This is a genomic window from Amycolatopsis sp. MtRt-6 (assembly GCF_017308975.1).
Lineage (GTDB): Bacteria > Actinomycetota > Actinomycetes > Mycobacteriales > Pseudonocardiaceae > Amycolatopsis.
On the sequence record NZ_JADWPD010000014.1, the window covers coordinates 133,918 to 155,587 of the forward strand.

Below are 21,670 nucleotides of genomic sequence, written 5' to 3' on the forward strand. Positions count from 1 at the left end.
AGTGAGGTGAGGGAGCCCCGGGAAAGGTCGCGTTGATGAGTCGAGCGGTCGTGTTCGTGCACGGGACGGGGGTGCGAGGTGAGTCGTATGCCCGCTCATTCGCCCGGATCAAGGCGGCCTTACCCGGCGGAACGCAGTTCAGCGGGTGCTTCTGGGGTGCGACGGAGGGGGCGCGGCTGAGCGCGGGTGGGGTCTCGGTGCCTCGCTATGACAGTACTCGCGGCGAGCGTGACGCCGCGGCAGAGGAAGAACTCGCGCTCTGGGCGGTGCTCTACACTGATCCTTGGTATGAGTTGCGGTTGCTCCGATACGCCGGTGACGAAGCGGAGAATCTCCCTCCGGGAGCCGTTCCGCCGGCGGTCGCGCTGCGGGCACAGGTCGAGGGATTCACGCCCTCGGACCCGTTGCGGACGGAACTCGCCGCCGCCGGGCTGGAGCAGGCATTCGGCGAGGCGCTGACCGCGTTGGTTGCGTCGCCTGAGTTCGACGACGCGGCCGAGACTGCAGCGCTCGATCCGGTCGAGCACCGCAAGGCCGTGGCGAGGGCGGTGCTCGCACACGCACTGGTGGCCACGGCCTGCGCGATCGACGGCGAGACCAGAGATGCACTCGTCGAGCGACTGATCGACGAGCTGCACGGCTACGGCCGGGGCATCGGCGATTGGCTGGCCCGGCCACTCAAGGGTATCGCCGCCCGGACCGTGACGAGTCTGGTCGGGCGCCGCCGCGGGAGCGTCACCGACGCGGTTTCGCCCGCGGCCGGCGACATCTTGCGGTATCAGGCCAGAGGTGCGGGCATTCGTGACGCGATCCGGCAGGCGGTCACCGACAGCGGCGCGGCCGAAGTTGCCCTGCTGGCCCATAGCCTGGGCGGGATCGCCTGTGTCGATCTGCTGGTTTCGGGGAAGATCCCTGAGGTCGACCGGCTGGTCACGGTTGGCTCGCAAGCGCCGTTCCTGTACGAGATTGGTGCGCTGGCGAGTCTGGAGCCGCCGGATCCGTTGCCAGGGCACTTCCCGAGTTGGCTGAATATCTATGACCCGCGCGATTTCCTGGGCTACGTCGGGCAGGAAGTGTTCCCCGGCCGCGTGACCGATGTCGAGGTCGACAACCGGCAGCCGTTCCCGCAAGCGCACAGCGCCTACTGGGACAACCGTGCGGTGTGGGCGGCGGTGGGTGAGTTCCTGGCATGACGGTGGACATGGACCCGGCGGGCACCTTCGCGGTCGTGATCGGGATCGAACGGTACGACGCGGGGTGGTCGCTGGACGGCGCCGCGCGCGACGCTCTGCGCGCAGCAGCGTGGCTGCGCGCCGCGGGTGTGCCCGCGGACCGGATCCGGCTGACCGTCGATGCCTTGCCGGACAACGAAGACGACGTCAGGCGGGACGCAGCCGAGCTCGGCTTGTCCGTGCGCGAAGCCACGCGCGACGACATCATCGACCTCTTCACGAAGGAACTGACTGAGATCGACGGCTGTCACCTGGTGGTCTTCTGGAGCGGGCACGGCGTCCTGGACGACGGATACGCCCGGGCGCTGTTCACCGCGGACGCCCACACGGTCGACCAGCGCACGGTGCGGGTGGACGAATTGCTCGGCTTCCTGCGTGACAAAGAGATCCGCGGCTTCCACGACCAGGTTGTGATCATCGACGCCTGCGCCAACTTCGCCGCGGACATGAAGAGCCGCACCAGCCGCACCCATGCGACCTTCCCGGTCAGCCGGCCGCGCCCGGGCGTCCGGCAGTTCGTCCTCTACGCGGCTGCGCAAGGTGAGATCGCGGGCCACAACCAGGCCGCCAAGCACGGCGAGTTCTCCGACGCCGTGCTGGGGGTGCTCCATCCCGGTGAGGGCCCGCAGTGGCCACCGGACATGCCGGGGCTGTCCGCTTCGGTGGCGGCGAAGTTCGAGCGGCTGCGGGAGACTGGGCAGACGCGGGCCAACCCGGTGTACCTGTCCCGCAACACCGGCTGGACCGGGAGCGAGGTGCAATGCGAGTACGGGGGAATTCCTGTTTCGGGTGACTCCCGCCAGGCCGCCGACGAAGCGGGGATGACCGCGTCGCAACTGCGCAGGATGATCCATGCCTTCAACGCCGGCCCGCTCCAGGTCGGTGCCGAAAGAGTCGCCGATGCCTTCCGGCGCAGGGCGATGGACCAGCTCTTCTCGGAGCTGGCCACCGAGGCCAAGGGCGACGATCGGCGGTTGGCAGTCGAGCAGGTCAGACGGCACTGGCGTCTCCAGCGGAGGATCGCGGAACCGCTGCTGCACTTCCGGGCCGTGCCGCCGCGGCAGTTGCGCGCCTACTACGACGTGGTGCCCGACCGTCAGCTCGCGCCGCAACTGATCGAACTGGACGAGGTGCTCGAGCATCTCGCCGAGTTCGGCGAGGCCGACGAATCCGCGCCGCTGCTGCGGTTCGTGGCACGTCTGGAACTGTTCACCGGCACGTCACTGGAGGCGGACTGGTTCGGGCTTTCCCCAGCTCGGCTGGAGCACCTGCGCGCGGTCGAACGGCGCGCGGTGAGTGCCGGCAGCGGCTGCCACCTGGTGTTGCACCTGTCCGGCGACCAGTGGCCCGAAGAGGTGAGCGGGTATCTGCGCAGGTGCGGCGGGGAATGGGCGAAGCAGACGATTCCCTGTCCGGCGAGCCGGACGGGCGCTCTCGGCGCGGTCAACAGCCTGATCACCTGGGCACACGAGAGTCTGGCCGGAGAGCCGGCGCTGACGCTCGGGTTCCTGGTCTCCCGGGCGCGATTCGACGACGTGCCGGAGCGCTGGACCTACGTCGACGAGATGTCCGGCGAGCTCTCGCTCGGTGAGGAGTACCCGCTGGTGCTGCATTCCGGCGACCGGATCCGGGTGCCACGCGCCAGGGTCTGGTGGCGGGAGCGTCTGCGGCAGATCGCCGACGACATCGAACTGGCCGCACCCGAGATTCTGTGGATCGATGCGCCTCTGGACGCCAGGGCGATCACCAAGGCGGTGCGCGGCACGAACGCCGCCTGCGTGGTGTTCACCGACGTGCCGGGCCCCTTGCGCGGCACGCTGCCGGGAGACCCGATCGTCGCGGCGATCAATCCCGGCGCCCCGTACGTGATCTGGCTCGACGAACCGCCGGCCGACTGGGCACTCGCCAAGGCGGAGATAGCGGCCCTGGTGCGCAACGGCGCGTTCGACGGCGTGCCGGCCCGCACCCTGCGGATCCGGCAGGACGCGGGTCCGTGCACGGGCATCCGGGTGCTGTGGGACGACCAGGAGCTACTGCCCAAGTTCGGGCAGCTGACCGGAATCGATGTGAGGACGGCATGACCGGACCGGGCTTGTGGCAGCTCTACCGCGGCGACGGCGTACCCCGTGCGATGACGATGTCCGAGGCGCCGCCGTGGCGGCGGTTCAAGGGCACCGTGGTCCGGGAGCGGACAATCCCCGAACTCGAACCGGCCGCCTGGTTCCAGACCACGCCCGAGATGGTCGACGCGGTCAACGCGGCACTGCACCTGCGCCGTCCGTTGCTGGTGACCGGGCGGCCCGGTTCCGGGAAGTCGACGCTGATCGAGTCGGTCGCGAGCGAACTGCGACTGGGGGAAGTGCTGCGCTGGCACATCACCTCGTCGAGCACCCTGCGTGAGGCGCTGTACTCCTATGATGCCCTGGGCCGGCTGCAGGAGTTCCAGGTTACGGGCTCGGCGCCGGACATCGGTTCCTACCTGCGGCTCGGTCCGTTGGGCACGGCGCTGCTGCCGACCGCCACGCCGCGCGCGCTGCTGGTCGACGAGATCGACAAGAGTGACGTCGATCTGCCCAGTGACCTGCTGAACGTGTTCGAGCGCGGCGAGTTCCAAATCCCCGAGCTGGCGCGGCTGGGTCAGGACTCGGTCGACATCCAGGAGGACGGTGGCGATGAGCGATTCCCGATCACCGACGGGAAGGTGACGTGCCTGCAGTTCCCGTTCGTCGTGCTCACGAGCAACGGCGAGCGCGACTTCCCACCGGCCTTCCTACGCCGTTGCATCCAGTTCCGGATGCCCGACCCGGATCCACTGCTGCTGCGCCGGATCGTCGTCGCGCACCTTGGTGAGGGCGTTGCCGAGGCAGCGGAAGCGCTCATCGAAGACTTCTCCGAGCGGGCCGGCGCGAACCACGCGCAGGCCACCGACCAGCTGCTGAATGCGATCTTCGTCGTAACGAAGACGACGCCCGTACCGGAGGAACGGGAGCGGATCGTGCGGATGCTGCTGAAGGAACTGGAAAGCGACCTGCTGTGATCGAGCGGCTCGCCCGCGCGCTGCGGCAGGCAGGGGTCGACACCGATGCTGTCCAGCTCGCCGAAATCCTCTGGGTCGCCACCCGGCGCACCCCGGATCCCGTGCGCTCTCACCAGGATGAAGCGCAGGAGGCCCCCGAACTGCTCGACGCTCCGGCGCCTGGCCCGATCCCGCCGAGACCGCTGACGCGGGAGCCGGAGGAGATTCCGGAGCCATCACCGAGGTACCTCGTTCCGCAGCGGTCAGCGCCGGGCGAGGCGGTCGAAGTCCGGCTGCCCGCCCCAGTCGCCCTGCCCGGCAGGCTCCGGCTCGGTCGTGCCCTGCGCGCGTTCAAACAGCGGCACCCGGCGTCGCGGCTCCAGGAGTTCGATCTCGACGCCACCATCGAGTTGTACGGTGACACCGGACTGCTGGTTCCGCTGCTGCGCCCGGGTTCGGAACGCTGGTTCGACGTGACGTTGGTCGTCGACGCCGGCCCGACCATGGATGTTTGGGCCCAGACCACGGCCGAGCTGGCCCGGCTCCTGGCCGGCCACGGTGCTTTCCGCCGGGTCCGGCGGCTTCGTCTGGTCGACGAGGACGGCGAACCCTGGCTGCTCACCGACGCCGGGCAGCGGCAGCACCCCGGCCGGGTCGGCAGCCACGACGGCCGCCGGCTGACCATGGTGATCAGTGACTGCGTCGGCGCGCCCTGGTACGGCGAGACGCTGTGGCCGATCATCCGACAGTGGGGCCGGCGCGGCCCGGTGGTACTCGTCCAGACCCTGCCGCCGCGGTTGTGGGAGTCGACCGCGCTCGGCCCGGTCGACGTCCGCGTCAGCGGCTACCGCCCCGGGCAGCCCAACAGCGGTCTGCGCGTCACCTGGCCGTGGTGGTCGCTCGGCGGAGAGGACCAGCCGGGCGGGGTGGTGCCGGTCGTCGCCCTGACCGAGCCGGATCTTGCCCGTTGGGCGCGGATGGTCATGGGCCACGCCGACGTCCCGGTCGCCGGCGTGCCCGTCGGGCCCGCTTACGACGAGCCTGACCGGCCCTCGGAGATCTCCGCGGCGGCCCGGGTGGCCGCGGTCAAGGCGACCGTGTCGGTTGAGGCGTACCAGCTGGCGGTATGCCTGGCCGCGGTGCCGATCCGGTTGCCGGTGGCCAGGATGGTGCAGTACGCGATTCTTGGCAGCCACGACCCGGTACACCTCGCGGAGGTCTTCGCGAGCGGCCTGATCCGTCGGCTCGACCCCGCTGATCTGCCGCCCGACGAGGTCGCCTACGACTTCGTCCCCGGCGTTCGCGAGGTGCTGCAGGGCTCGCTGACCGGCAGCCGGACCCTGGAGATCTTCCGCGCGGTGGCGCAGTACCTGGAACGCACCATCGGCGCGAGTGCGAGCTTCACCGCGCTGCTGACCGGCGTAACGGGGGAGACCGAGGCCGACCCGGCGTTCCTCCCGTTCGCGGAGGTCGGCGCCTCGTTGCTGGACCGCCTTGGCCTGCGGTCGGCACCGGTGTCCGCAGCGTCCCCGCCGGTGCCGTCCGCGCCCGCCGGATTGCCGTGGGCCCACGCGATCCTGATCGGTGACCACGACCTGGAGGAATTCTGGGTGTGGTTGCGGGACAACGGATTTCCGGTGGAGCGCATCACCTGGCTGCGAGGCGACTTCGTGCGGGAGTCGTTCCAGCACGCGGTTCGCGAGGCGGCCGCCCAGCAGCCGGTGACCGGCCTGCTGTTCGTTCTGATGCTCGGCCGGGCCCAGTGGCCCCAGCGGGAGGTCGCCGTCTACAGCGAACTCGCCCTCGTCCCAGCACTGACGGCTTTTCCCGAGTTCGCGACCGTGACGCTGACCCAGGGTGAGCCGATGGAGGGCTGGCGGATCGACTCGCCTCCGCGAGCCGCAGTGCTCGGCTACAGCGGAGTCTCGGTCCCCGAGGTGGTCAGCGCACTGTCCGGCGGGGCGATGTCCGAGCGGGGGACGGTCACCGGGACGTCGCTCGACAGGTTTCTCGGGAGCCGTGCGACGGATGCTTACACCCTGCTCAACGAAAACCATGAGGTCGTGCTCCGGCCCGTACCGGAGCGGCCGCGGATCACGCGGTGTCGAGCGGTAGCGGTCGGTCTCGAAGGCGGTGCGGCCGACGCGAAACGGCTCGGGAAGCGGCTGAGCGAGCTCGGCTATGAGGCGCGAGTGCAGGCCGACGTGGTGACCACGAGCCCGTTGATCGCCGATCTCGACTGGCTTGCCGAGGGCGCAACCGAGCAGGATCTGCTCTGGCTGCACGTGTCGGCGGACTGCGGGATGGCTATGGCGGAGGACGACGTGGGGTGGATGCTCGACGACGGGGCCTTCGTCACGCTGGCCGACATTCGTGACGTCTTCGTCGCAAGCGGCGCCGGCGCAGTGGTGATCACGGACGAGACGCGAGAGCTCGCGGAGTTCACCGGTTCGAGCCGGTGGAACTACGGATTCCGGGATCGGAGCGGGGAACGGGTCCGGAACTTCCTGCGGATCTCGGCATTGGCCTCCCGCGCCAAGAACGGATTGGTTTCCCGCCTGCTCGATCTGCTCGCGCACGAGCCGCACGAGATCGAATGGCGCAGTGTCCTCGCGGAAAGTGGATCGTTCTATCTCGCCCCGTGGCCAGTCACGCGTTGGGGCGAGCTTGCCGTCTCGATCGCCCCGGATCCCGCAGCGGTCGTCGTCGCGGATCTCCGGTTGGTCGAGGTCCCGGAAGGTGACTTCTTCAGTGGAATGACCGAAGGGCAACTGGTGGAGATTTCCGGTGAGTTCCCCGACGCGGCGGGATTCCGGTCTTCGGGCGAAACAGTGTTCGTTCCGAGTTTCTCGATCAGCAAGTTCCCCATCACGAACCGGCAGTTCGCCAGGTTCGTCGCCGCCACCGTCTGGAAACCGCCGCACTATTGGGAAGGTGCGACGCCGCCGGACGAGATCGCCGATCATCCGGTCGTCCGGATCACCGCTGTCAAGGCCAGGGCGTACTGCTATTGGCTTGCACAACAGACAGGGGAGCCGTTCCGCCTGCCGACCGCACTGGAATGGGAGAAGGCCGCTCGTGGTACCGACGCCCGCCGGTTTCCGTGGGGAGATGAGTTCGACCCCGCCCGATGCTCGCATCGCCGACGGAGCACCGTGCCGGTGACAGCGTTCTCGCCCGAAGGTGACAGCCCGTACGGCGTTGCGGACACAGTCGGCAACGTCCGGGAATGGACGAGTACTGTCAAGGTCGGCAATTACGGTAACGAGTATGTTGTCGTGTGCGGCGGCGGCATGTACATCCGGGATGAACACGAACTGTGGTGTAATCATTCTTCGACGCTTGCGGACGGCCCGAAGGCGAGTATCGGCTTTCGGGTCGCGCTCGGCCAGGGCATGGCGACAGCGACGAAGCCGAGAGTTCATCAGGACCCGTAGAGGTTCGTCTCACTCAGGAGCGTCCCAGGCGGGCCGAGCAGTTGCCCTGCCGGGATAAAGTCACCTCTGCGTGAAGGCTGGGGCGAATCATTTTCCGAAGTGGTCGTGACGGCTGAACGAGTGATCTTTGGCTGGCGATCGGGCATGTTTTAGATCCGCCTCGACGACGCCCCCCGGTTTTGCCGACAGTGCGCTTAAATGGCTGTATGGCAGTTGAAGTTGCGCTCATTCAGCTGGGCGCCGTGGCAGTGCGGTCGGCGGTCAAGTTGTGGTTGAGCGACAATAAGATCGCGGAAGAGGTGGGCGGCCACGCCATTGATCTTGTTGCCGCGCGACTCAGCCGGGAGCGGGACAAACGCAAATTCGTTCGGATGGTCGAGAACTTCGAGGACACCGTGATCGAGCGGCTCGAGCCGATTCTGGAGATCGAGTTCCGCGGCCTTCCCGCGAACGAGCGGATCGCTGCGGTACTGGCGGTGGTGGACGTGTTCCAGAGGGCCAAGCTCGATGACAGGGACCTCTTCGCCGCGGACCTGGATGCACGCCACCTCGATCGGACCGTGCGAGGAGCCGGCCTGGAGGTCACGAGGGACCTCTCGGCCGATGCTGTGGCGCTGTTCGACCTGCTCTTGCTCGAGTGCTGCGGCTACGTGATCGAGATTTCACGTGGACTTCCGCCGTTCACGGTGAACGCCCTCACCGAACTGCTTCAACGGGAGCGCCAGGTCTTGGACGGCATCAAGGAAGTACTGGCCCGGCTGCCGCCCCGCGGACGAGAGGCCGGGTTCGTCTACGACTACCGGCAGCTCGTGGCGAGGACGCTCGATCACGTCGAACTCTTCGGAGCCACGGTCTCCGACGCCAGCAGACGTTACCCCTTGTCGGTCGCGTACATCAGCCTCACCGTGGCCGAGAGCAGCCAATCGCCGTACGAGCAGGGGCGCCGGGTCGAGGATCACCTGACGAACAGCTATCGTCATCTGATCCGCGGTGAGGCAGGGCTCGGCAAGACGACGTTGCTCCGGTGGATCGCGGTCCACTGCGCTCGCGGAGACTTCGGCGCACCTTTGACGCGCTGGAACGGCTTGGTGCCGTTCTTCATTCCTCTGCGCAGGTATGCCGATCGCGATCTTCCGGTGCCCCAGCAGTTCTTGTTCGAGGTCGGCCGGCACATATCCGACGAGATGCCACCCGGGTGGGTCCGCGAACAGCTCGATTCGGGAGCCGCGGTCGTGCTGGTGGATGGCGTCGACGAGCTCGCCGAGCACCGGCGCCAGGAGGTCCGGGACTGGATCCACGAGCTCGTGGACAGCTTCCCGAACGCCAGGTACGTGGTGACTTCGAGGCCGGGCGCGGCCTCGGCGACCTGGCTGGACCATGAAGGCTTCAACGTTCTGGATCTGCAGCCCATGACACCATCCGACACGAGGGTGTTCATCGATCGCTGGTACGACGCGATGCGCGTCCAGTGTGTCGATGAAGCCGAAAAAGCGGAACTCGACATGTACCAGGCTCGTTTCCTCGAGCAGATCGACTTTCGTGGACATCTGCGCAAACTTGCGGGTTACCCCTTGCTCTGCGCCTTGCTGTGTGCGTTGCACCGTGACCGCCGTGCGGCGCTGCCGAGCAACCGGATGGAACTCTACGACGTGGCCTTGCAGATGCTGTTGGAAAGGCTCGACGCCGAACGCAACATCCGATCACTTGACGGCCTCCACCGCACCGAGAAGACCCTTTTGCTGAGTGATCTCGCCTACTGGCTCATCCGCAACGACGCCGCGGATGTGGCCGTCGATCGCGCGATCGCGCGGATCGACGGACGTTTGAAGTCGATGGCGCAGGTCGAAGGCGGTGTCGCCGCGGTCTATCGATACCTCGTGGAACGCAGTGGGCTGCTGCGGGAGTCAACCGCGGACCGTGTCGATTTCGTGCACCGCACATTCCAGGAGTACTTGGCCGCGCGTAGCGCCGTCGTGGACTCTGACGACATCGGAGTCCTCGTGGGCAACGCGGACAAGGATCAGTGGAGCCAGGTCATCGTGATGGCGGCCGGTCACGCGACCAGTTCTCAGCGGAAGGAGCTGCTCGAGGGCTTGCTGGATCGGGGAAGGGCGGAGAACAACGCGACCTTCCTGCTGCTGGCAGTCGCGGCGCTGGAGACAGCGCCCGAGTTGGAGCCGGCGCTGCGGCAACGCATCCTCGACAGCACCGCATCGCTGCTGCCTCCGTCGTCCGAGGCCATTGCCGACACGTTGGCGGCGGCTGGATCGTTCGCACTCGACCTTCTCGGCACGGTGCAACCTCGATCGGTGCGGGAGGTTGTCTACACGATCCGGGCAGCGGCGGGGACGGGCTTGAACGAGGCAGTGCCCGTCATTGCCAGGTTCCGGGACGACCGTCGGGGTGCAGTGCATCAAGAGATCTTGCGGCACTGGCCTCGATTCGACCCACACCTCTACGCAGAGCGTGTGCTTTCCCATCTGCCTGTCGACAGTGTCGCGCTGGCCGACCCATCGATGTTGTCCGCGTGCGCGCTGCTGCCGAACGTCCGGAAACTGACCTGTCCGGCCGGCCGGGTCGTCGTCCTCGGGGATCTTCCGCCGCAACTGGAAGAGCTGAACTTGAGCATCGAATTCGACACCCACCTGGTCGCCTCTCGGTCGCATACGCTGCGTTCGCTCAGTGTATCCGCGAGGTACGCCAGCGGCGAGATTACGGTGAGCCTCGAGGGTGAACTGGGCGGGAAGACGCGTCTGAACTCGTTTACAGCGAACAACGTGACCGTCGTCAACCTCGATGAACTACGCAGGATGGAAGTGGTGAAGCTGTCCATGTGCAATGCGGTCTCCGCGCCGACGCTGGCTACCATGGCGAGTTGGGTGCTCGTCGAGCTTCACCTCGACAACGTGTTCGGACTCGAGGATCTCGAAGCACTCAGTTTTGCGAAGTGTCTCAAAATTCTTCGCCTCGAGAACTGCCAAGAGCTTTCTTGGATCGACGGAATCGACCAGTGGGCGGAAAGCCTGGAGGAGTTGTCGATCCGCAACTGCCATGGCATCGACCTCAACGCCGACGAGGTCGTCGGCAAGATGGTCTCATTGCCGCGCCTGCGAAAGGTGGAACTCGGGGGGACCGGTGACTCTTCGACGCTGGCCTTGAAGTTGGTGGAGTCCGGCAAGGTGGTCGATCTCGCGGCCGAGCGCTGACCCACGTCGCTGGGTGCGTCGGGGCGGGCAAGCCGGCTGACCGAGGGCGGTCGCCCAAGGCGCGGAATCCGCGCCGCTTGCCCAGCCTGTCGGCGCTGCACTCGACGGCCCACTGGTACAGCGCGGAAAACGTGGCGCCGAGAGCACCGACCAGAGCGGACGACAACGGATCTACGGTGACACCCCAAAGATCGCCAATCCGACGACCTGAGCGTAGCGAACGCCGTTCCGGACGCGGACCCTCCGCAAGCGCGAAGGAGGGTCGCGGCCGGTTGGACGAGATGGCCGTCAATCCGGCGATCGGTGCAGTGCCGGACCCGAGCGCGGGCCGTGTGGTCCCAGAAGTCGGCCCCCGCATCTGATCTGCGGCGACAGGTGCGTTCCGCCTGACGAAGATCGCCGCCGGCGAACTCGGCAGCGTGGCGCGATACCGGGAGGACTTCGATCTCAACCGCGGCGTCCGCCGGCCGGACGACCGTTTCCTCGAGGACCCGAGCCTGCTTCGCCCAGGCTGGATTCCCCGACTGCCGGACGATCCCGGTCGAACGGACGCCTGCTGGACGACCCCGGACGCGAATCCACCCCGGCGACGTCCTGCGCATACCCCGCCCGCCAAACCCCGCCGCGGGATGCGGTGGAGCTCCGGCCGCCGCCGAAGCCACCCGGCGGGCGAACCCCTCCCAGCTCAGCCGGCCGGCTTCCGGCTTCCATCGACGATCTCGACCAGGCGTTGCGAACGCTCGCAGAGCGCCTCGGAGACAACCTGCCCGGACTGCGAGCGGTCAAGGCCGGGCCTGACGGAATCAGGCTGCGTCCCCGTGGGCCGCGGGAGCCTGCAGAGGCTCCAGCCGGAGCAGGTCAGCGAACTCGTCGCGGCTTCGCTGCCGCCGAAGTGCCCGCCGAGGTCCTGGCCGGCGAGTACCGGAACGTCCCGTCGGCGGAGAGTGGCGCACCAGAACCTGTCCAGGCGTGAACACCGGTGGTCCCGCTCCAGTCGCTGGGGCCCGTTCGGTTGTACGGAGCCGACCCGCAGGCTGTGGAGGGCAGAAAGCTCGACCGCCTTGCGGAGCCGGCTGCGTTTCTCACGCTGCATCCCGGAGTGACGGCCGGCGAGATCTCCCGCCTCCGGACCTGGCTGGGCCGGGACGAGAACGACGAGCTGTCCGTACCGAACGTCGATGCGCGGCGTGGGACACCGGATGTCGGACTCGTTCACCTCCGGCTGGGGATGCGTTCCAGGACCTCGCGCGTCGCGGTCTCGCCGAAAGGGAGTCCACCCTGGCCGACGCCTACAGAAGGCGGGCGATTTCGCGGCTGCGCGCCCGGCGATGACGCGCGGACTGCCGGCCGAGCCGCGGAGCGAGATCCTCTACCGGGATTTGCTCCGCATCGAGTACCGCGCCGGAAACCATGCCGGGGTGCGAGAGACAGCGGGCAAGCTCATCGCGCTCGTGGCCTCTCTCGACGTGGAGCTGGACGATGAGACCGGTGTCCTGGCGAGCGCATTGCCTGCTCGCCGGCCGCAGAACGGTTGGGGCGTCGATCAATTGTTCGATTTTGCGTTCGTCCTGTCGGGACGGTCGTGGTGTCGGGCACATGTCCTATGAGGACGTTGCTTCCGCTGTTCAGCAGGCCCAGAGGGTGAATTCGCAGGTCAGGGGGGCAGGTCGTGAGCGCGGCTTACGGCTGGGGTCGGAATTCCGCGCGACACAACAGGGTTAAGCTGCTTCCGCTGTTTGGATTCGTGCAGGTTTGGTAATACCCTGTGCGCTGTCGGCCGTGATGGGCCTGACTGGTAGTTCCACTTTGGAGGACTGGAATGACGAACAAGGCCCAGCTGATCGAGGCGCTGTCGGAGCGTCTGGGCGATGACAAGAAGGTGGCTGCGCAGGCCGTGGACGGTCTGGTGGACATCATCATCCGGACGGTCAACAAGGGCGAGAAGGTCAACATCACCGGCTTCGGGGTGTTCGAGAAGCGTGCTCGCGCGGCTCGTACGGCGCGGAACCCGCGTACCGGTGAGGCCGTGAAGGTGAAGAAGACCAACGTGCCCGCGTTCCGGGCCGGCACCACCTTCAAGGACGTCATCTCCGGCACCAAGAAGCTGCCGAAGGCCACCCCGGTCAAGCGCGCCACGGCCGCGAAGGCTGCCGCCGCTCCGGCGAAGGCCGCGACGACGACCCGTACCACCCGGGCCGCCGCGGCCAAGCCGGCCGCGACCACGACCCGCACCCGCACGGCGGCCGCGAAGCCGGCGGCGAAGGCCGCCGCCACCAAGGCGGCCCCGAAGACCGCCGCCAAGACCACGGCGGCCAAGGCCACCACGGCGAAGGCCACCACGGCCAAGGCTGCCACCACGCGGGCCAAGACGGCCGCCGCCAAGCCGGCTGCCGCCAAGACCGCCGCGGCGAAGACCACGGCTGCCAAGGCGCCGGCCAAGCGCACCTCCGCGGCCAAGAAGAAGTAACCCGGCTTTGTCGCCGAAAGGCCCCGCACCGGCTTGGTGCGGGGCCTTTCGTGCACGTCAGGCCCGAACTCGGAGCGGCCGGGACCAAGGCAGTTCGTCGCGCCGGGCTGGGCTTCGTGATCGGCAGGTGCCCTGCCTTGACCGGCGCACCTTCCGGCAGTACCTCCTTTGCTTCTGTGCCAACCCATATCGGAACGGCCATGGTGCGGGTGCGCCCTTGGCCCGGTGCCGCCCACCGCCGGACGGCAGCGGGAGCGTGCGGAGGTGGGTAGGGTTGCCGACGGTGACTGTCGGCTACGGCGTGGGGGTGGAGCAGTGAGCGGGTCGTCGGGCAGCGGACTGATGCCGCCGCCGCGGATGTTCGTCGACCGGGAGCCGGAGCGGGACTCGTTCGTGCTCGAGGTCGCGGCCGCGCGGGAGACCGGTGAGCAGGGGGTGTTCGTTTTCACCGGGTTGCCGGGGGTGGGCAAGACGTCGCTGGCGCTCTGGTGTGCTCACCAGCTGGAAGGGCCGTTCGACATCGTGCTCTGCGTCAGCATGGGCGCGTCTTCGCAGGCGTTGTCCGTCGAGGACGCGCTGACGATCTTCCTGCCGCAGCTCGGGGTCGAGTCGCTGCCGCCGACAGGAGCCGGGATGCTCGCCACCTACCGGGCGAAGACCGCGGGACTGCAGATCCTGTTGTTCGCCGACGACATCGAGTCGGCGGCGCAGCTGAACGAGCTGTTGCCGGCCTCGGCGGGCAGCGTGGTCATCGCGACCAGCCGCCGCCGGTCGGAGGGGTTCGAGGAATACGGCTTCACCACGGTGTCCGTCGGACTGTTCGATCTCGCGAGCGCGAAGCAGCTGCTGACCTACGGGATGGACGACGCCGGTGCCGAGGAGGACTTGGCGGCGGTCGCCGAGCTCTGCGGCCGGCTGCCGCTGGCCCTGCGAGTGGCTCGGGCGCACCTGCGGACCCGGCACGGCGGACGCGTCGCGGCGTATGCCGAGCGGCTGCGGGCGGCGAAGGCTCTTCTCGCCGAGTTCACGATCGACGGCGAGCGGGTCGTCGAGGCCGTCTACGAGGTTTCCTACCAGGATCTGAAGGAGCCGGAACAGCGGCTGTACCGGCTGCTGAGCCTGCACCCGGGCGACCAGTTCGGTGTCGAAGCCGCGGCGGCGTTGCTCGGGCCGGAGCACCCGGTGGCCGAGGTGGAGGACGCGCTCCGGGCGCTGGTGCGGGCGAGTCTGCTCACTGACGTCGGACCTGGCCGCTACGAGCTGCACAGCCTGGTTCGGCAGCATGCAGCCGCGCTGGCCGGGAAGGACGAGAACGCCGCTGAGCTGTGGGAAGCGGTGCGCCGGCTCGTGGACTTCTACCTCGACTTCGCCGTCGCACGTGAACTCGTGCTCAGCACGCGGGTGCGGTGGGGTGAGCGGTTCGACGGCCGGATCGCTCCTGCCTACCAAGGGGCCGGCGCATGGGATCGGGCCGTTGCCGACCTCGAGCGGGAGCGGCCGAACCTGCGGCGCGCGGTACGGGTGGCGGTGGACGAACGCTTCTTCGACCTGGCGTGGCAACTGTGCGAAGCCCTGGTGACCTTCTACTTCCAGCGTGACCTCTACGCGGACGCGATCGCGGTGCACGGTCTCGGCCTGCCGGCCGCCGAAGACGTGTCCGGGCGAACCGGTGACCGGCGGCCGCAGCTGCGGATGCACGCGGAACTGGGCACGGCGTACTTCATGGTGCACGAGCACGAGACCGCGTTGCGGCACTTCGAGACGTCCGCGGCGCTGGCAGAACAGATCGACGATGCCGAGGTCTCCGTGGTGCACCGGGCGAAGATGACTGTGTGGACTGCACTGGTCCACCGGCGGCTCGGGCACGCGGAGGTCGCGGTGGCCGCCGCGGAACGCTCCCGGGCGCTGATCGCGGATCCGCGGTTCCCGGCCGCGTTGCGGGCGCGCGAGAACGCCTTACTGGACATGAACAGCGGGCCGATGCTCGCCGAGGTGGGCCGGTTCGAGGAAGCCCTCGCCGTCGGACGGCGTGCCGTCGCGTACCTCGCCGAGGGCACCGAACAGCACAACCACGCCAAGGCGGTGGCCAACCTGGGCGAATCGCTCGCCCTCGCCGGAGAGGCCCATCGGGACGAGGCCGTCGGCGTGCTCCGCGAGGCACTCGCCCTCGAACGGGCACGCGGGCTCGGCTGGTGGGAGGCACACACGAGCGAGCTGCTGGGTGACCTCCTGACCCGGGGCGGCCGGCCGGACGAGGGACGGAACCTGCTGGAGCACGCCCAGCGGTTGTTCGAGGAACACGACCTCCAGCGCGCCGCGGCCTTACGCGCCCGGCTGGACCGCGGCTGACCACAGCTCGACAGGCGTCTGCTCGGTGCCTTGGACCACGTCGAACCGCCGGGGCAATGTGGACGATCCGGTCATGAGCGACTCGTACAGGAGCGCGGCCGCGATGGCCGGATCGGTGGTGGAGGCCGTCACCAGGTGACCGTCGTGCGTCAGCAGCAAGCTGCCCGTGTCGTGCGGGAGCGCGGCGATCCGGGCGGACCGGTGCCGCCGCAGCACGTCGGCCAGGACGTCCCCGGGTTCGTCGTGGCAGGCGGGGAGGGAAGTGAGGACGACCGGTGCCTCCCCGGGGAGTGCCTGCCGAGGGTGGTCTTCGTGGGCGACGAGGAACGCGGTGTCGAGATGCCCGGAGGCCTCGGTGGTGACGTCGGCCGGGTACCGCGAGATCGTCGCGGTGGTGCCGCTCAGGCGGCACACGACGTGGTCCGCGCGGACGGGGGAGGGCCGGATCGTGGCGACCGCCTCGGGCGGGACGACCGGGAGGATCGCCGCGCCGTGCGGTTCGGCAAGCCCGAGGTGACCGTAGAAGAGGGCGCGCAGCCGCTGCGCGGACTCGCCGGGGCAGGAGGTGACGAGGTCGCGGAGCGGGTCGAACGTGCCGGGACGGTGTTCGGCGAAGGCGCGGTCGAGCTGGGTGCGCAGGTTCTCGCGCCGGTTGAGCCGTCGTGCGGTACGGCCCAGGAGCGCGCCGACGGAATCGGGCGCGACGTCGGCCTCGGGGAACGCCGCCAGTAGCACGGGCAGGTCGAGGGAAGCGCCGTAGCAGCTGGTCGCGCCGTGGTCGCCGACGACAAGGTCGGAGGCGAGCAGGACGGCCTGCCAGCCTTCCATCGGGCCGGCCAGGATCAGGCCCGCGCGGACGCAGTCGGCGAGCCAGGTGTGGACCTGCCACGGGCCGTGGCCGTGCCAGATGTTCGGGTGGATCAACCCCGCCACGCGGTATTCGTCGCGGGGGAGGCAGGCGAGGACCTCGCGGAACAGCGAGGGCCAGCTGCCCAGCAGGGAGCGGTGCCACCACGTGGTGGCCAGGGTGATCAGCTTCTGGCCGGGCCGGACGCCGAGGGCTTCACGGTAGCGGGGCCGCAGGTGACGGCTGCGCACCATGCGGTCGTAGGAGGGATCGCCCGCGACCACGGCGGTGCCGGCGGCCGCCGGGGTCGCCTGCGCCAGGCGCTCGCGTTCGTTCTCGTGGGCGACGACCAGCGACGACGCGATCGGCTCGCCGTTGTAGAGCAGCCATTCCGGGGAAAGCCCGAACACGGAACGGTTTCCGGTTTCCGGTTTCCGGTTTCCGGTTTCCGGTTTCCGGTTTCCGGTTTCCGGTTTCCGGGCGAATTTTTAGTGTATCCCACGCCATGGGGAATGATCACCAGGGGGGCGGTGATTTCGGTGAGGCCGCCGTGGTTGGCGGCAATCGCCAGGTCGAATTCGGTGTCGATGGCCTGCGACCAGGGAATGAGCACGACGCCGAGTTCGTCGAGGAGCCGGTCGAGGCCGTGCCGGAACGGGTCCGACCCGTTCCAGGTGAAGACGACCTGGACGCGGGGGTCGGCGTCGAACACCGTGATCACGTCGAGCAGCCGCAGGAGCGACGTCACGTGGTGTGCCACGACGAGGACATACCGGTCCGGCTCGACGGTGGTCCAGTGCGGCGCCTGCAGGCCGATCGGGACCTTGACCGGGGGCGGCGCGGACACGGGATTCCTCGTTTCGGCTGGTGGGGCGGTGGTGCTCAGCCACCGTAGCCGATCGTCTGCCCGGGGCAGGCGCAGCCACGGGGCGGTGTGACGCAGAAACGTCCGGACGGCCGCGGCGTGGTCGTGGTCGCGGAGGGCCTGCTGCCGGGCCCGCCGCCACATGGCCCGGCGCTGCCCGGGGTCGAGTTCGAGTGCCTTGCCCAGGGCCGCCGCCAGGGCGGGCGGCGAACCTGCCGGGCACGTGAAGCCGGTTTCGCCGTCGACGACCTGCCCCGCCAGCCCTTGGGCTGTGGTGGTGATCACCGGCACCGCACCGGCCGCGAAGGCCTCCATGGGGATGCGGCCGAACGGTTCGGCCCGGGACGGCACGACCACGGCCCGCAGGCCGGGATGCCGGAGCAGCCCGGCGACTTCCGGGGTGAACCGGTACCTCATGCTCGCGTCGACGCCCAGGGCTTGCAGCCGGGCCGCGAGCGTGCGCTGGTACGGGGTCGGTTCGTCGGCCTCCGCGGTCGCGGCCAGCAGCAGGTGCGGCAAGTCGTGCCCCGCTCGCCGGGCGAGCGCGTAGGCGTCGATCAGGTCTTCGAACCCTTTGTACGGCTCAGCGCGTCCCATGGCCAGCACGAAGTCCCCCGGATGTCCGGCGGTGGCCGCGGTCCCCGAGAACCTTTCCCAATCACTCGCCGCGAGCCCGTCCCGGACGGCGACCATCGACCGCGCCGGCACGCCGTAGTTTTCGCGCAGATGCCGGCCGAGGAACGGCGAGATGACTCCGACCCGCGTGCCGTCGGCCAGGCCCGCGTGCAGCCCGGCTCGTTCCCAGGCGACCCGGGGCGCGTCCCACGGGGCGTGGATCAGGGCGCTGGACCGCGGTATGAGCACGACGTCCCGGCGACGCGCGGGCGGCAGCAGCGCGGCCAGGCCGAGAAACGGGGCGTCGAAGGCGACAACGAGTGCCGGGCCTGCTCCGGGAAGCACCTCGACGGCCAACCGGCGCGCGGTGTCGCGCACCAGGGTGCGGAAGTTCTCGAGCGTGCCCCAGCGATCGGTACCCGCCGTCCCGTTGGAGACCGGGTGCACGGAAGTGCGTGGCCGGTCGAGCAGCGTGCGGGCCCGGGCGTGCCAGTGGGCGTGGTACTCGGTGCCGGCCGGGTGCAGGAAGACGGGGAGCACGGCAAGCCGGACGTCGTCCGGTATGACGGAAACCAGCGTTTCGAGGAAGCCGTGGTTCGCGTAGCCGGCGCCGGTTCCGCAGCCGTAGTAGCCGTCGTGGATGGCGACGGCCAGTGTCGACCGGTCGTTCATCGGGCGGGCAGGGGAAGCACCGGTCAGGACAGCGCCGGCAGGACGTCCGTGGCCACCGTGTCGAGGATCGCCTCGTCACCCGCGAACGGACCCTCCCGCCGCGGCCACGGCGCCAGGACGTCGGTGAACCCCAGTTCCGCCGCGCGGCCCAGGAAGTCGCGGTAGACCTCGATGCTCGACAGGCTGAAGACCGGCGCCGCGTCGGTCTGGAGGAAGCGGCGGACCTCGGCCGGGTCGCGGTTTTCGGCTGACAGGGCGTCGGTGAACCGGGCCGACAGCTCGGCCAGCGACTTCCACCACCCCGCCATGCTGTCGTGGACGGCGCCGATGGTGACCCAGCCCTGGCCGTGCCGGGCCGTCAGTGCCAACGCCTTCGGGCCGTTCGCCGCCAGCACGAACGGGGTGCGCGGACGCTGGACACAGCCGGGGGCGGTGCGGGCGTTCACCGTTGTGTAGTACTCGCCGGAGTAGTCGGCCGTCCCCGTGGTCAGCAGCGTGTCGAGCAGCTCCACGAACTCCCGGTACCGCTTCGCCGGGCTCGTGGCCTTCGTGGTGCCACCGAAGACGTCCACGTCGTAGCCGTCCACCCCGCCGGCTCCGAGGCCCACCGTCAGCCTGCCGTCCGACAGGTCGTCCAGCGCCGTGACTTCCTGCACGAACGGCAGCGGGTGCCGGAAGTTCGGCGACGCCACCATGAAGCCCAGCTCGATCCGCGACGTCGCCAGCGCCGCCGCGCTCAACGTCGGCACCGAGCCGAACCACGGTTCGCCGACCAGCGGTCCCCAGCCCAGGTGGTCGAACGTCCACGCGTGGGCGAAGCCGTACGCCTCCGCGGCCTGCCACCTCGGCTTCGCCTCGGCCCAGCGGTACTCCGGAAGGATCGTGATCCCCGCCCGCATCGCTTTCTCCCCCACGTCGATCCCCGCAGCGAACCCTGCCGTGCGCATTCGAACAGAATGCGCTTTCAAGGTCAACAGCGAGCCGGGGCTACAAGCTGGGGCGCTGCCGGTAGATCGCCACGCCGATCTGCTGGCTGACCTCGTCCAGCCGGGCCGCCGCGGTCCTGATCGCGTCGGCGTCCGTGCCGGCGAGGGCGGTGCGCAGCACGTCGATGGCCTCGCGGGCCTGGCCCTGCATCGCGAACGGGAACTTGCCGCCGTGCTCGCGGACGAACCCCTCCAGCTGGTAGATCGACGTCTCCGCGCGGTTGCGCAGCTCCGCCTCCGCGCGGCGGCGCTGGTCGTCCTCCGTCCAGCGTTCCGCGTCGCGCACCATGCGGCCGATCTCGTCGCGGGACAGGCCCACCCCGCCGGAGATGTCGAGTGACTGCTCGCGGCCGGTGCCGAGGTCGCGGGCCGACACGTGCATCACGCCGTTGGGGTCGAGGTCGAACGTCACCTCGAACTGGGGGACGCCGCGGGGTGCCGGGGGCAGGCCGGTCAGCTCGAACGTGCCCAGGTGCCGGTTCTCCTTCGCGATCTCGCGCTCGCCCTGGTACACGCTGACCTGGATGGACGGCTGGTTGTCCTCGGCCGTGGTGAAGATTTCCGAACGCTTCGCCGGGAAACTCGTGTTGCGGGGGATGACCCTCGTGAACACCCCGCCCTTGGTCTCGATGCCGAGCGAAACGGGGTTCACGTCGAGCAGGAGCGTGTCCTGCACCTCGCCGGCCAGCACGCCGGCCTGCAGGGCGGCGCCGGCCGCGACGATCTCGTTGGCGCTGAACCGCTGCTTCGGGGTGGTCCCGCCCAGCAGCTCGCGGACGAGCGCGAGAAACGCCGGCATCCGCGCGGCGCCGCCGGCGAACAGGACGTGGTCGATCTGCGCCGCGGTGATGCCCGCTTCGCGGAGGACGTCGGTGACCGGGCCGCGGACGCGGTCCAACAGGTCCGCGGTGATGCTCTCGAACTCGGCGCGGGTGAGGGCCTCGTCGAGGTGCAACGGCTCCTTCTCGGCGCTCACCGTGATGTAGGGCAGGGCGATCGTCGTGCGCTGCACGCTGGACAACGCGATCTTCGCCTGCTCCGCGGCTTCCCGCAGCCGTTGCAGTGCCATCCGGTCGGCCCGGAGGTCGATGCCCCGCGCGCGCCGGAAGCGGGCCACGACGTGGTCGACGATCCGCTGGTCCCAGTCGTCGCCACCGAGCTGGTTGTCCCCGCTGGTCGCCTTGACCTCGAAGACGCCGGTGCCGCACTCCAGCAGGGAGACGTCGAACGTGCCGCCGCCCAGGTCGCAGACGAGCACCGTGGCGTCGTCGGCGGCGCCCAGCCCGGAGGCCAGCGCCGCGGCGGTCGGCTCGCTGAGCAGCCGCAGGACTTTCAGCCCGGCGATCTCGGCGGCCTCCTTCGTGGCTTGCCTTTGGTGGTCGGTGAAGTAGGCGGGCACGGTGAGCACGACGTCGGTGATCTTCGCGTTGAGCCCGTCCTCGGCGTCGTGCTTGAGCTTCGCCAGGACGCGGGCGGCGATCTCCTGCGCCGTGTAGCGCCGCCCGTCGACCGGCGGCGACTTCCAGTCCGTCCCGATGAGCCGCTTGATCGAGCGGAACGTCCGGTCCGCGTTCGTCACCGCCTGGTTCTTCGCCGACTGCCCGACGAAGACTTCGCCCGACTTCGCGAACGCGACGACGGACGGCGTCGTGAGCGTGCCTTCGGCGTTGGGCACCAGGAACGGGCTGCGGTTTTCGAGCGTGGCGAGGGCGGAGTTGGTGGTGCCGAAGTCGATGCCGACCGACGTCAGCTGCCGCCGCGGCGGCTCGTCGGCCTTCGGCCGTTCGGGTTCCCGCGGCTCGGCAGGCGGCTCCGGGACGGGCCGGGCGGCCGGCTGCCCGCGCAGCTCCCGGAGGGCTTCGGCCGCCTTGCTCGCCAGCGACCGGCTGTCGTCGTCGGTGAGGGCGGTCAACGCCTCGAGCGCCGCCCTCGCCAGCAGCGGCTCGTCGCCCTTGACCAGCGTGACGAGCATGCCGAT

General features: G+C 69.2%; 11 protein-coding genes and 1 pseudogene. 8 read left to right on the plus strand and 4 right to left on the minus strand.

Annotated features, from left to right (window positions below):
- The first annotated feature begins 35 nt into the window (after positions 1-35).
- From I4Q55_RS24045 to I4Q55_RS24080, 8 genes are all read left to right on the plus strand, one after another.
- Positions 36-1,193: a triacylglycerol lipase gene (locus tag I4Q55_RS24045; RefSeq protein WP_206790695.1), complete on the plus strand. Its 1,158-nt coding sequence runs from the start codon at positions 36-38 to the stop codon at positions 1,191-1,193.
- Entirely contained in the window at positions 1,190-3,313 is a 2,124-nt protein-coding gene (locus I4Q55_RS24050; protein WP_206790697.1) for a hypothetical protein, read from the plus strand. The genes I4Q55_RS24045 and I4Q55_RS24050 overlap by 4 nt, the downstream gene beginning before the upstream one ends.
- Complete coding sequence (locus I4Q55_RS24055) at positions 3,310-4,269, plus strand: MoxR family ATPase (protein ID WP_206790700.1); 960 nt, start codon at positions 3,310-3,312, stop codon at positions 4,267-4,269. Before I4Q55_RS24050 ends, I4Q55_RS24055 begins: the two co-directional genes overlap by 4 nt.
- Complete coding sequence (locus I4Q55_RS50215; RefSeq protein WP_206790706.1) at positions 4,266-7,685, plus strand: SAV_2336 N-terminal domain-related protein; 3,420 nt, start codon at positions 4,266-4,268, stop codon at positions 7,683-7,685. The genes I4Q55_RS24055 and I4Q55_RS50215 overlap by 4 nt, the downstream gene beginning before the upstream one ends.
- Positions 7,686-7,891: 206 nt before the next feature.
- Complete coding sequence (locus I4Q55_RS24065; protein ID WP_206790707.1) at positions 7,892-10,891, plus strand: NACHT domain-containing NTPase; 3,000 nt, start codon at positions 7,892-7,894, stop codon at positions 10,889-10,891.
- A 1,328-nt stretch (positions 10,892-12,219) separates the two neighbouring features.
- The gene (locus I4Q55_RS24070) at positions 12,220-12,498 is read left to right on the plus strand and encodes a hypothetical protein (protein WP_206790708.1); all 279 of its coding nucleotides are present in this window, start codon (positions 12,220-12,222) and stop codon (positions 12,496-12,498) included.
- Between the two features lie 212 nt (positions 12,499-12,710).
- Positions 12,711-13,358, plus strand: a complete 648-nt coding sequence (locus tag I4Q55_RS24075) for an HU family DNA-binding protein (RefSeq protein WP_206790709.1) — start codon at positions 12,711-12,713, stop codon at positions 13,356-13,358.
- 315 nt (positions 13,359-13,673) lie between these two features.
- Positions 13,674-15,707 carry a hypothetical protein gene (locus I4Q55_RS24080; protein ID WP_206790710.1) on the plus strand — a complete coding sequence of 678 codons (2,034 nt, stop codon included), beginning with the start codon at positions 13,674-13,676 and terminating at the stop codon, positions 15,705-15,707.
- Here the strand turns inward: I4Q55_RS24080 and I4Q55_RS24085 are convergent.
- The 4 genes and pseudogenes from I4Q55_RS24085 to dnaK form a co-directional block, all read right to left on the minus strand.
- Complete coding sequence (locus I4Q55_RS24085; RefSeq protein ID WP_206790712.1) at positions 15,681-16,805, minus strand: hypothetical protein; 1,125 nt, start codon at positions 16,803-16,805, stop codon at positions 15,681-15,683. The two genes, I4Q55_RS24080 and I4Q55_RS24085, sit on opposite strands and share 27 nt — an antisense overlap.
- On the minus strand, positions 16,739-18,706 hold the full coding sequence (locus tag I4Q55_RS24090) for a glycosyltransferase family 4 protein (protein ID WP_206790715.1): 1,968 nt from the start codon (positions 18,704-18,706) through the stop codon (positions 16,739-16,741). Before I4Q55_RS24090 ends, I4Q55_RS24085 begins: the two co-directional genes overlap by 67 nt.
- Positions 18,707-18,729: 23 nt before the next feature.
- Positions 18,730-19,605, minus strand: a complete 876-nt coding sequence (locus I4Q55_RS24095) for an LLM class flavin-dependent oxidoreductase (RefSeq protein WP_206790839.1) — start codon at positions 19,603-19,605, stop codon at positions 18,730-18,732.
- A gap of 109 nt (positions 19,606-19,714) precedes the next feature.
- A pseudogene (gene dnaK / locus I4Q55_RS49350) lies at positions 19,715-21,442 on the minus strand (molecular chaperone DnaK); the annotation flags it as partial.
- Positions 21,443-21,670: the final 228 nt, after the last annotated feature.